The organism is Terrisphaera buseokensis, from assembly GCF_047521145.2.
Lineage (GTDB): Bacteria > Verrucomicrobiota > Verrucomicrobiia > Opitutales > Opitutaceae > ER46.
The window spans coordinates 283,658-295,092 of record NZ_CM134186.1 but is presented as its reverse complement, the minus strand read 5'-3'; the positions used below and the strand labels follow the sequence as shown (position 1 = coordinate 295,092).

At 64.4% G+C, this 11,435-nt stretch carries 8 protein-coding genes; 7 read left to right on the top strand and 1 reads right to left on the bottom strand.

What is annotated here, in order from left to right:
• Positions 1 to 31 precede the first annotated feature (31 nt).
• Complete coding sequence (locus tag ACLJEU_RS01165) at positions 32 to 514, bottom strand: MarR family winged helix-turn-helix transcriptional regulator (protein ID WP_414663500.1); 483 nt, start codon at positions 512 to 514, stop codon at positions 32 to 34.
• A gap of 76 nt (positions 515 to 590) precedes the next feature.
• On the opposite strand from ACLJEU_RS01165, the gene ACLJEU_RS01160 reads away from it, so the two are divergent.
• The 7 genes from ACLJEU_RS01160 (at position 591) to ACLJEU_RS01130 (ending at position 11,352) form a co-directional block, all read left to right on the top strand.
• Positions 591 to 2,945, top strand: a complete 2,355-nt coding sequence (locus ACLJEU_RS01160; RefSeq protein WP_414663501.1) for an outer membrane protein assembly factor BamB family protein — start codon at positions 591 to 593, stop codon at positions 2,943 to 2,945.
• Positions 2,935 to 4,488 (top strand): outer membrane protein assembly factor BamB family protein, encoded by a 1,554-nt coding sequence (locus ACLJEU_RS01155; RefSeq protein ID WP_414663502.1) that lies wholly within the window; start codon positions 2,935 to 2,937, stop codon positions 4,486 to 4,488. Before ACLJEU_RS01160 ends, ACLJEU_RS01155 begins: the two co-directional genes overlap by 11 nt.
• A gap of 145 nt (positions 4,489 to 4,633) precedes the next feature.
• Positions 4,634 to 5,719, top strand: a complete 1,086-nt coding sequence (locus ACLJEU_RS01150) for a phenylacetate--CoA ligase family protein (RefSeq protein WP_414663503.1) — start codon at positions 4,634 to 4,636, stop codon at positions 5,717 to 5,719.
• A gap of 172 nt (positions 5,720 to 5,891) precedes the next feature.
• Complete coding sequence (locus ACLJEU_RS01145) at positions 5,892 to 7,328, top strand: aldehyde dehydrogenase family protein (RefSeq protein WP_414663504.1); 1,437 nt, start codon at positions 5,892 to 5,894, stop codon at positions 7,326 to 7,328.
• 147 nt (positions 7,329 to 7,475) lie between these two features.
• The gene (locus tag ACLJEU_RS01140) at positions 7,476 to 8,615 is read left to right on the top strand and encodes an iron-containing alcohol dehydrogenase (RefSeq protein ID WP_414663505.1); all 1,140 of its coding nucleotides are present in this window, start codon (positions 7,476 to 7,478) and stop codon (positions 8,613 to 8,615) included.
• A gap of 299 nt (positions 8,616 to 8,914) precedes the next feature.
• On the top strand, positions 8,915 to 10,036 hold the full coding sequence (locus tag ACLJEU_RS01135) for an outer membrane protein assembly factor BamB family protein (protein ID WP_414663506.1): 1,122 nt from the start codon (positions 8,915 to 8,917) through the stop codon (positions 10,034 to 10,036).
• Positions 10,033 to 11,352: a coproporphyrinogen-III oxidase family protein gene (locus ACLJEU_RS01130; protein WP_414663507.1), complete on the top strand. Its 1,320-nt coding sequence runs from the start codon at positions 10,033 to 10,035 to the stop codon at positions 11,350 to 11,352. The genes ACLJEU_RS01135 and ACLJEU_RS01130 overlap by 4 nt, the downstream gene beginning before the upstream one ends.
• The last annotated feature ends 83 nt before the right edge of the window (positions 11,353 to 11,435 follow it).

Sequence of the window (11,435 nt, the reverse complement as noted above, 5' to 3'; positions counted from 1 at the left end):
CCCGTTTGTGCTCCTAGCGGCGCGCCTAGCCTTACTTCCCGTCGACCGCATCCTGGCACGCGCCGGCGACCACCTCGAGCTGCTCGAGAAACCGCGCGAGCTCCGGCGCCGGCAGCGCCGCGAGCACGTCCTCCTGCAACTCGACCGCGATCTGTTGCGCGGCGATGAACTTGCGCCGGCCAGGTGCCTTGACCTGAACGCGGTGCGCGCGGCGATCCGCCTCGTGCACGGTGCGCGAGATCAGCCCGGCCTCCTCCATCCGCCGCAGGATCGCCGCCACGGTGTTGGCGTCGGCCGCCATCAGCTCGGTGATCTCACGCTGCGTGAGGCCGCGCCGGTCGCCCTCGGTGAGCCACCGCAGGATGCTGAACTGATCCGGCGTGATGGCCAGGTGCGCAATACGGCGCCGAAACGCCTGGTTCAGTCCGTACCAGGCCCGGCGCAACAACGGCGGCAGGCGGCGCGGCCCGGGTTCGGGCGCGGGAAGCGTGGGGGTGGGGTGCGAGCGCGGCATGGTTAAGCCCGGATTAATACGTGGACGTATTTATAAATTTGACTCGGCAATAGGTTTGGCCAACGGGAATGCAATCATGAAGTCGACCCCGCCTGCTCTCGCGCTTCTGTTCGCCCTGTGCGCTGCGTCCGTCCCCTTGGTTCAGTCGGCGCCGGCTCCTGTCCGCGGCTGGTTGGGTTGGCGCGGCAATGCCCAGGACGGCATCTCCCGCGAAACAAATCTACCCGCCAAGGTCACCGTGGACGGCGGCAATCAACTCTGGACCGCGGACTTTCCCGGCCAGTCGACCGCCGTCGTCGCCAACGGGAAGCTCTACATCATGGGTTATCTCGGCGACGGCCCGGATCTGCAGGAGGGCGTCGCGTGTTTCGACGCCGAAACCGGCAAGAAACTCTGGCAGCAGCTGTTCACCGACTTCCTCAGCGACACGATCTATCTGCGCTACGCGACCTCGAGCCCGACGATCGATCCGGAGACGGGCAACGTCTACGTGCAGTGCACGCAGGGTATCTTCGCATGCTTCACCGCCGACGGAAAACCGCTCTGGCAGCACTCGCTGATGGAGTCGTACGGCCGCCTCACGTTCCCGAACGCCCGCACCGCCTCGCCGGTCATCGACCAGGATCTCGTCATCACCCGCGGCATCACCGCCAACTGGGGCGCCAACGGCCCTGCCGCGGATCGCTTCTACGCCTTCGACAAAAAGACCGGCGCGCTGGTGTGGTCGTCCAGTCCCGGTGATCGCCCGAAGGACAATTCGTTTTCCCTCCCGATCCTCGGCTGGCTCGACGGCAAGCGCGTGCTGTATTCAGCCGCCGGTGACGGCAGCGTGGTCTGCGTGAATGCCCGCACCGGCGAGCCGCTCTGGCGCGTGCCGCTGTTCAAGGCCGGCATCAACGCGACGGTCGGGCTTTCCAACAACGACACGCTCGTCGCGATCTTCGGCACGCCGTACGAAAAGGGCGAAATGGTCGCACTCAAGCTGCCGAAGACCACGCCTCCGCCCGCCGCCGATGGCGGACCCGCCGTGCTGGATCCGAACGCCGTCCGCATCTGGCGCAACGAGCTCTCGACGTCCACCAGCTCGCCAATCGTCGTCGGCAACCGCGTCTACGTCGTGACCGAGACCGGCGAACTCTGCAGCGTCGATGTCGCCAACGGCAAAATCCTCTGGCGTCTCAAGGTTGGCATCGAGCAGCGCAATTCGTCCCCGCTCTTCGCCGACGGCCGGCTCTACCTGCCGGTGCTGAACGCGCTCGGCACGCCGAAGGAAGACAGCGCCGAGGGCGCGGGCGGCAAGGGCGCGTTCTACATCATCGAGCCGACCGACACCGAGGGTAAGATTCTCTCCCAAGTCACGCTCGACGGCCGCTGCTTCGGCAACACCACGCCGTACAACGGCAAGATCTACGTGCAGACGACGCAGAAGCTTTATTGCTTCGGCACCAAGGGTAACAACCCGGGCCTGAAGCCCGATCCGGCTCCGGCCGCCTGGCCCGCCCCGGGCGTCGCCACCCAGCTGCAAATCATCCCGTCCGAAGTGCAGCTGCCGCCCGCCGGCGTCGCTTCGTTCCACGCCCGCGCGCTCGACGCCAAGGGTTTCGTCGTCACCGATCCCGTCGCCGCCGACAAATTGAAATGGGCCTCCTACATTCCCGCGACCGCGCGCGTGAAGGCCAACATGAAGGGTGCGTTCAACGCCGCCGGCAAACTCGTCGCCGATCCCGCGCCCATCGCCTCGGCCGGCGCCTATGAGGCCAGCCTGGGCGAGATGAAGGGCTACATTCGCGGCCGCGTGATGCCCGACGTTCCGCTCAGTGAAAACTTCGAATCGTTCGACATCTCCACGGCGCACGAGACCGAGGTGGAGGCGGACGGCAAGCCGTCGAAGTTTGCTTACCCGCCGCTGCCGTGGATCGGCGCGCGGTTCAAATTCGAGGTCCGCGAGCGCGACGGCAACAAGGTCCTCACGAAGACGATCGACAACAAGTTCTTCCAGCGTGCGACGGTGTTCATCGGCCATCCCGAAATGAAGAACTACACCGTCGAGGCCGACGTGCTCAGCGACGGCAACCGCCGCAAGATGTCCGACGTCGGCGTCATCAATCAGCGCTACTGCATTCTCCTCAAGGGCAACGAACAGATGCTCGAGGTGAATTCCAATCTCGAGCGCCTGCGCCACACGGTGCCTTTCAAGTGGGCGGCCAACGAATGGTATCACCTCAAGACGCGCGTCGACATCGGCGCCGACGGCGTGGGCACGATCCGCGCGAAGGCTTGGAAGAAGGGCGAGGCCGAGCCCGCCGCCTGGACGCTCGAAATGAAACACACCACCGCGCACCAAACCGGTTCGCCTGGTCTCTTTGGCTTCTCGCCGCAAGACATGCGGGTTTACATCGACAATGTCAGTGTGACGAAAAATGAAAAATAGAACTCCCGCATTTTGGACCGCGCTGGTTTCGTGTCAGCTGGCACTCGCCGCCTCGGCTCACGCCGAGGACTGGCCGAGCTGGGGCGGCAAGGATCCCGGCCGCAACATGGTCGCCAACGCCAAGGGCCTGCCCGAGACCTTCGAGCCGGGTAAGCTCAAGCCCGGCACCGAGGAGGTCGATCTCGCCACGACGAAGAACGTCAAGTGGGTCGCCAAGCTCGGCAGCCAGAGCTACGGCAATCCATCCATCGCGGGCGGCAAGGTTTTCGTCGGCACCAACAACGACTCGCCGCGCGATCCGCAGCACAAGGGCGATCGCAGCGTGTTGATGACGTTCGACGAAAAGACCGGCAGCTTCCTCTGGCAGCTCGTGGTCCCGAAGCTGGCGTCGGGCAAGGTGAACGACTGGGAAAGCCTCGGCATTCTCTCCTCACCCAACATCGAAGGCGACAAGCTGTTCCTCGTCACGTCGCGCTGCGAAGTGGTGTGCCTTGACGTCAACGGCATGGCCAACGGCAACGACGGCGCTTTCAAGGAAGAGGCCCAGTACATCGCCGGCCCCGGCAAGCCCAAGGTCACGGTCGGCCCGAAGGACGCCGACATCCTCTGGCGCTACGACATGATGGACGAGCTCGGCGTGTTTCCGCACAACGCCTCCAACTCGAGCGTCCTGATCGTCGACGGCAAGGTTTTCGCCTGCACCTCGAACGGCCAGGACTGGACGCACGTCAACATTCCCTCGCCCAACTCCCCGAGCTTCATCGCGCTCGACAAGGAGACCGGCAAACTCGCCGGCGAGGACGACGCCCAGATCGGTCCGCGCATTTTCCACGGCCAGTGGACTTCGCCCTCGATGGGCGTGGTGAACGGCAAGAAACAGGTGTTCTTCGGCGGCGGCGACGGCTTCTGCTATGCGTTCGATCCGACGCCGGTGAAGGAAGGCGACAGCAGTTTCCTCAAGAAGATCTGGTGGGCCGACGGCAATCCGCCCGAGTACCGCGTGAAGGACGGCAAGCCGATCAAGTATCCGCACGCCAACGGCCCGAGCGAAATCAACGCGACGCCGGTGTTCTGGAAGGGTCGCGTGTACGTCGCGATCGGCCAGGATCCCGAGCACGGCGAAGGCATCGGCAATCTGCTGTGCCTTGATCCGACGCAGAAGGGTGACATCACCAAGACCGGCATCCGCTGGCAGTACAAAGGTATCCATCGCAGCATTTCGACGGTGGCGATCTCGGACGACGGCCTGCTGTTCGTCGGCGACTTCTCCGGCTTCGTCCACTGTCTCGACGCCGAGACCGGCAAGTTGCACTGGGTGCACGATCTGAAGAGCCACATCTGGGGCTCGCCCATGCTGGCCGACGGCAAGGTTTACGTGGGTTCCGAGGACGGCTCCTTCGTGGTGTTCGCCGCCACCAAGGAGAAGAAGGTGCTCAGCCAGATCGAAATGCCCGCCCCGATCTACTCGACGCCCGTAGTCGCGAACGGCGTGCTCTACGTCGCCACCACGACCCACCTCTACGCCATCGAGCAGAAGAAGTGAGGGCTGCGGCCGGGTTGAGCGTTGAGGGCTGAGAGTTGAGAGACCACCTCTCATCTCTCTCCGACTGATGGAGCCCTACTGCCGTCGTTCGCTCTTTTTCTCTCAACCCTCAGCCCTCAACTCTCAACTTCCTCCCCCCTTTCCCATGAGTGCCGATCCCGCCTCCCCTTCCGCCGTCAAAGCCGCCGCTGACCAACTTGACGCCCACGTGCGCGAGATCGTCGCGTGGCATTTCTCGCCCGAGACGGGCTGTCCGTTCTGGCTCAACTGGGCCAGCAAGGCCGGCTGGAATCCGGCGACCGAGGTCAAGAGCTTCGCCGACCTGATGCGCTTCCCGCATTTCCAGGACGAGTCGCTGCGCGACATGCAGCCGGAAGTCTGGGTGCCGAAGAAATACCAGGGCCGGCCGTTCAACATCTTCGAGACCGGCGGCACGACGGGCATGCCGAAGCAGCGCATCGGCTGGGACGACTACAAGACCGACTACGAGGAGTTCTCCGGCAAGATTTCCGATGAACACTTCCCGCGCGGCGGCGCCTGGCTGATGGTCGGCCCGACCGGCCCGCGCCGGCTGCGTCTCGCCATCGAGCATCTCGCCAACTTCCGCGGCAGCTCGTGTTACTTCATCGATCTCGATCCGCGTTGGGTGAAAAAGGTCATCGCGAACAAGCAGTTTGAAGTCGCGCGGGCCTACATGGATCACGTCGTCGATCAGGCCGTCACGATCCTGAAGAACCGCAAGGTCACCGGCCTCTTCACCACCCCGAAGCTGCTTGAGGCGCTGGGCGAAAAGGTCGGCCTCTACGAAGCCGGGATCCGCGGCGTGTTCTGCGGCGGCACCTCGATGCCCCCGCAGCAGGTGCGTTTCCTCGTCGAGGAAGTGCTCGAGCACAAAATCGGTTTCTATCCGACCTACGGCAACACCCTGATGGGTCTCGCCGCCAGCATCCCGCTCAAAGCCGAGGACAACTACTCGATCTCCTATTACTCGCCTCAGCCCCGCGCCGCGCTGCGCGTGGTGGATCCAAAGAACACCGGCACGACCGTGGCGCACGGTGCGTGGGGCCGCGTGGAGCTGACGACCTTGACGAAGGAATTCTTCATGCCGCGCTTCCTCGAGCGCGACGAAGCGATCCGCCGCGCCCCGTGCGCCCGTTACCCGTGGGACGGCGTCGCCGAAGTGCGTCCGTTCGGCGCGCTGGAGAAGACGATCGTCGAAGGGGTGTATTAATTCTGTCAGGCGGAGTTGAGAGTTGAGAGATGAGTGTTGAGAGTGAAACCCATGGGAAACAGCTGTCCTCACGTCCGGCCTGTTCCCTCGGAGTTCTCTCTCAACCCTAAGCTCTCAGCTCTCAACTTCCCGTCCTGACTTCATTCGTCCCGGCTCCGACTTCAGCTCTCCCATGACTTCCCTCCCCCACCTTCCCGCCCTGCGCCTGGGCCGTGCCTACGCGAGCCTCGACCAAGTCGAGACGCGCGATTGCCGCACGGGTGCCCCGGTCGCCCGCGTCAGCCAGGTCAACGCCGGCATCATCCGCAAGGATATGGCCAAAATCGGCCAGGCCAAGGCCGCGCTGAAGAAGTTCACCTGCGCGGAGTTGATCGCGATGACGACGAAGGCCGGCGAGCTGTTCCTGCACGGCACGGTGCCGCTCGGGGATCAGGGTCACCAGCAGTCCCCGCAGGATTACATCGCGACGCTTTCCTCGACGAGCGGCCTGCCGCACGTGCTGATTCGCCGCAACATGACCCGCATCCACGCCGCGATGAGCGCGATGGAGAAGATGCTCTGCGGACTTACCCGCGGCCTTGATCTTTCGGTGATCGACACGGGCGTCGGCGAACAGGCGGGCTGCCCGGTCAGCTACTTCGCCGCGACGCAATCGCTCGGGCTCGTCATGCCGAGCAATTCCCCCGCGGTGAACTCGCTGTGGCTGCCGAGCATCGCGCTCAAGACGCCGGTCGTGCTCAAGCCCGGACGCGAGGAGCCGTGGACGCCCTATCGTTTGATCCAGTGCTTCATCGCCGCAGGCGTCCCCGCCGAGGCGTTCGGTTTCTATCCCACCGATCACGAAGGCGCGGCCGAGATTCTCAAACTCTCCGGTCGCGCGCTGATCTTCGGCGACAAGACGACGACCCAGCAGTATGCAAACAATCCCGCGGTACAGGTGCACGGCCCGGGTTACTCCAAGATTCTCATCGGCGAGGATCAAATCGAACGCTGGCCCGAGTTCGTCGATCTGATGGTCGAATCGATCTCCGCCAACAGCGGTCGCAGCTGCCTCAACGCCTCGACCATCGTGGTCCCGGCGCACGCCGCGGAAATCGCCGACGCGCTGGCCAAGCGGCTCGCGCCCATCGCGCCAAAGGGCGTTTCGGACGAGACCGCGGCGCTCTCCGGCTTCGCGAATCCCAAGATGGCCGAGTTTACGAATGCTGGCATCGATGACGGGCTGAAGACCCCCGGCGCCGAAGACGTCACGGCCAAGTATCGGGAAGGCTCCCGCTTCGTGACCGCCGACGGCTGCATTTACCTGCGCCCGACGATCGTGCGCTGCGACTCCTTCGCCCACCCGCTGGCGAACAAGGAATATCTCTTCCCCTACGCCAGCGTGGTCGAGGTGCCGCAGGCGAAGATGCTTGAGCAGATCGGGCCGTCGCTCGTCGTGACCGCAATCACGAAGGACGCCGCCTGGATCGAACAGCTGATGGGATCGCACGACGTGAACCGCCTGAATCTCGGTCCGATCTCCACGATGAAGATTTCGTGGGACCAGCCGCACGAGGGCAACCTGTTCGAGTTCCTGTACCAGCGCCGCGCGATTCAACGCGCGACGTGAGGACCGGCCCGCCCGGGGCGAAAACCGGGCGTCACCTCCCGACGGCACGCCACCGGCTGTGTCGAGCGGGTGTTATTTTCACTGCATCGTTTTCCCGCGTTTCGCGTCAGGTTCGACGTTCCACGTAAACACCATGATTACTGAGTGATGAAGCTGGACCAGCCCACCTTGAGCTTCGACGGCGCCATCTCCACCCGCGTGGTGTTTGGCCGCGACAGCATCACTCAGGTCGGCCGCCTCGCGCGAGATCTCCGCGCCATGAATGTCCTGCTCGTCACCGACGCCGGCGTCGTGCGCGCCGGCCACGCCGCCCGGGTCCGGGCGATTCTGGAAAAGGAAGGCCTGCTCGTGACGACCTACGCCGACGTTGCGGAAAATCCGACCACGCAGGCCGTGGAACGCTGCGTCGAAGTCGCGCGCAAGGGCGGCGTCGATCTTCTCATCGGTCTCGGCGGCGGCAGCAGCATGGATGTCGCCAAGGGCTGCAATTTCCTGCTCACGAACGGCGGCCGGATGGAGGACTACTGGGGTTACGGCAAGGCCACGAAGCCGATGCTGCCGCTCATCGCCATTCCCACGACAGCCGGCACCGGCAGCGAATGCCAGGCCTACGCGCTGATCGCCCACGAGACGTCGCACCGCAAAATGGCCTGCGGCGATCCGAAGGCGGCCGCCCGCGTCGCGATCCTTGATCCGGTGCTCACGCTGACCCAGCCGCGCACCGTGGCCGCCGCCACCGGCATCGATGCGCTGGCGCATGCGGTCGAAACCGCGGTGACCAAGAAACGCACTCCGCTTTCCGCCCGGCTGTCCCGCGAGGCCTACCGGCTCGGCATCGAACACCTTCCCGTCGTCCTGCAACAGCCTGAGGATCTGGACGCGCGGGCCGCGATGCAGTTGAGCGCCGCCTACGCGGGAGCCGCGATCGAAAATAGCATGCTTGGCGCCGCCCACAGCGCGGCGAATCCGCTGACCGCCCGCTTCAATCTCGTGCACGGCCGCGCCGTCGGCCTGATGCTGCCACACATCGTCCGATTCAACGCGCAGGACGCCGCCGTCGCGGCCCACTATGCCGAGATCGAGCCGGGCGGCGCGGACGTGATTTGCGCGCGTCTCGACGAGGTCCTGCGCATCGCCGGCCTGCCCCGCACGTTGCGCGAAGCCGGCATCCCGGCCGACGCCCTGCCGTCGCTCGCCGAGGCGGCGGTGCAGGAGTGGACGGCGCGCTTCAACCCGCGCGACGTCGTCGCGGCGGATTTCATCCGCCTCTACGAAGCGGCGTACTAACCGCGCCGGGGATCGCCCGCGAATCACGCGCACGGACGCGAAGTAAAGAGGGGCGGGACATGCAACCAAACCACCGTCAACCGAACCGACGCAGCGGATACTACGTGTAGGTATAAATCCACTGGCGCGCCCCCGCACTCTGTGCCACCTTAAACCAATTGATCTTTGCCTTTGGACTTTAGCCGTGGCTACGAGCGCCAGCGAGTGGCCGAACGGCCACTCGCTGGCGCTCGTAGCCACGATCGATCCAGAAGTCCAAAAGCATGGAGCGATCGGTATTACCACTGGTTCCCACCGCCATGATTTCCCGCTGGTTTCTCCTCGCCCTGGCGTTCGGCTGCGCGTCGTTCGCCGCCGCTCCGTCGCCCGGCACGTCAGCGTGGCCGATGTTTCGCGGCGAGCCGTCCTTGCGCGGCGTCGCAGCCACCACGCTGCCCGACGATCTGACGTTGCGGTGGAGCTTTGCCACCGGCGGGCCGGCCAAGTCGTCGGCCGCGATCGCCGACGGCCGCGTGTTCATCGGATCGGCGGACGGCAACGTCTACGCGCTCGAGCTCGCGACCGGGAAACAAGTCTGGAGCTTCAAGACCGAGGACATCATCGAGGCCACGCCCTGCATCGTCGACGGCACGGTCTACATCGGATCCTCGGACACGTTCTTCTACGCGCTCGACGCGAAGACCGGGGCGTTGCGCTGGAAGTACCAGACGGGCGACAAGATCCTGGGCGGCGCGAACTGGCTGCTCGGGCCGGACAAGGCCGTGCGCATCGTCGTCGGCAGCTATGACGGCAAGCTATACTGCTTCGAGCCGGCGACGGGCAAGTTGCTGTGGACGTATGAAACGTCCAACTACATCAATGGCGCGCCGGCCGTCGCGCAGGGCCGGATCATCTTCGGCGGCTGCGATGCGATCCTGCACTCCGTCGATGCCGAGGGCAAAGCGATGGGCGACACCGATGCCGGCGCGTACATCGCCGGTTCGGTCGCAATCGCGGGCAACTGCGCTTACTTCGGCCACTACGGCGATGAAGTCCTCGCGATCGACTTCGTCGCGAGCAAGGTCCTGTGGCGCTTCAAGGAACGGGAATTCCCCTTCTTCTCGTCCCCGGCGGTCACGGATAAAGTCGTGGTCATCGGCGGGCGCGACAAGCGACTGTACTGCCTCGACCGCGACACCGGCGTGAAGCGCTGGGAGTTCGCCACGAAGGCGAAGGTCGACAGCTCGCCGGTGATCTGCGGCGACAAAATCGTCGTCGGCTCGGATGACGGCCGCCTCTACGTCGTGAGCCTCGCGACCGGCAAGGAGCTCTGGTCGTACGAAATCGGCAAGTCCCTCGCCTCGTCGCCGGCCGTGGCCGACGGCATGGTCATTATTGGTTCGGATGATGGATCGGTTTACGCCTTCGGCAAAAAATCATGAGCGACACGGAAACCAAGAAACACGAAACCACGGCGGGGAATTATTTCGTTTCAAACTATCCGCCGTTCTCCTTCTGGTCGCCTGATCGCGCGCCCGAAGCGCTTGCGGCGCTGGAGCGGCCGCCCGCGCCCGGCACCGACCTCGGCGTTTACCTGCACATTCCGTTTTGCCGGAAGCGCTGTCATTTTTGTTATTTCAAGGTCCTGACCGACGTGAACGCCGAGCAGGTGGCGCGGTACGTTGATTCCGCGATCGCCGAACTCACCGCCTACGTCGCGAAGCCATTCCTCGGCGGCCGCAAGCCGAGCTTCGTGTACTTCGGCGGCGGCACGCCGTCGTATCTCTCGGCGAAACAGTTCACCGATCTCACCGATCGAATGAAGGCGCTGCTGCCGTGGGACGCCGCGGAGGAAATCGCGTTTGAATGCGAGCCGGGCACGGTCACCGAACAGAAGCTGCAGGCGATCCGCGCCACGGGCGTCACGCGCCTCAGCCTCGGCGTGGAGAATTTCGACGACCACATCCTCGAAATCAACGGCCGCGCGCACAAGTCGAAGGAGATTGTCCGCGCGTACGAGTGGGCGCGGGCGATTGGGTTTCCCCAGATCAACATCGATCTCATCGCGGGCATGGTCGAGGAGACCGAAGAAAACTGGCTGCGCTGCGTGGCCCGAACCCTCGAGCTTTCGCCGGACAGCGTGACGATTTATCAAATGGAGGTCCCGTACAATACGGGGATCTACAAGCAGATGAAGGCCGAGGGAAAACTCGTGGCGCCGGTGGCCGACTGGGAAACGAAACGCCGCTGGGTGAAATACGCTTTCAGCGAACTCGAGCGCGCGGGCTACACGCTCGGCAGCGCGTACACCGCGGTGAAGGATCCGAAGAAGACCAAATTTCACTACCGCGATCGCCTCTGGGCCGGCGCGGACTTGATCGGGCTGGGCGTCGCGTCGTTCTCGCACGTCGGCGGCACGCACTTTCAAAACGAGCACGACTTCGCCACTTACCTCGCGAAGGTCGCCGCCGGTTCGCTCCCGATTTACCGCGCCTACACCACCGACGCGGAGGAGCGCCTGATTCGCGAATTCGTCCTGCAGCTGAAACTCGGTCATCTCAGCGCCGCATACTTCCAGCAGAAGTTCGGCACCGATATCCGCGTCCGCTTCGCCGCGCCGCTCCATTATCTGGTGCAGGAAGGCTTCGCGTCATTCGAGGGTGACACCCTGCGCCTGACGCGCGATGCGCTGCTTCAGGTCGACAGCCTGCTCCACCGTTTCTTCCTGCCGCAGCACCAGCATGCGCGCTACGCGTGAGACGCGTTGAACCGCAAAAGCCCGAGCGCGACGACCGCGAATCACTCGAATTCATGCGAATCAAAAGCAATGGCCAGGACCGT

Bases quoted from the DNA above. Each gene is read 5' to 3' on its own strand.
- ACLJEU_RS01130 (WP_414663507.1), top strand. From the start codon at position 10,033: ATGAGCGACACGGAAACCAAGAAACACGAAACCACGGCGGGGAATTAT.
- ACLJEU_RS01155 (WP_414663502.1), top strand. From the start codon at position 2,935: ATGAAAAATAGAACTCCCGCATTTTGGACCGCGCTGGTTTCGTGTCAG.
- ACLJEU_RS01165 (WP_414663500.1), bottom strand. From the start codon at position 514: ATGCCGCGCTCGCACCCCACCCCCACGCTTCCCGCGCCCGAACCCGGG.
- ACLJEU_RS01160 (WP_414663501.1), top strand. From the start codon at position 591: ATGAAGTCGACCCCGCCTGCTCTCGCGCTTCTGTTCGCCCTGTGCGCT.
- ACLJEU_RS01150 (WP_414663503.1), top strand. From the start codon at position 4,634: ATGAGTGCCGATCCCGCCTCCCCTTCCGCCGTCAAAGCCGCCGCTGAC.
- ACLJEU_RS01135 (WP_414663506.1), top strand. From the start codon at position 8,915: ATGATTTCCCGCTGGTTTCTCCTCGCCCTGGCGTTCGGCTGCGCGTCG.
- ACLJEU_RS01140 (WP_414663505.1), top strand. From the start codon at position 7,476: ATGAAGCTGGACCAGCCCACCTTGAGCTTCGACGGCGCCATCTCCACC.
- ACLJEU_RS01145 (WP_414663504.1), top strand. From the start codon at position 5,892: ATGACTTCCCTCCCCCACCTTCCCGCCCTGCGCCTGGGCCGTGCCTAC.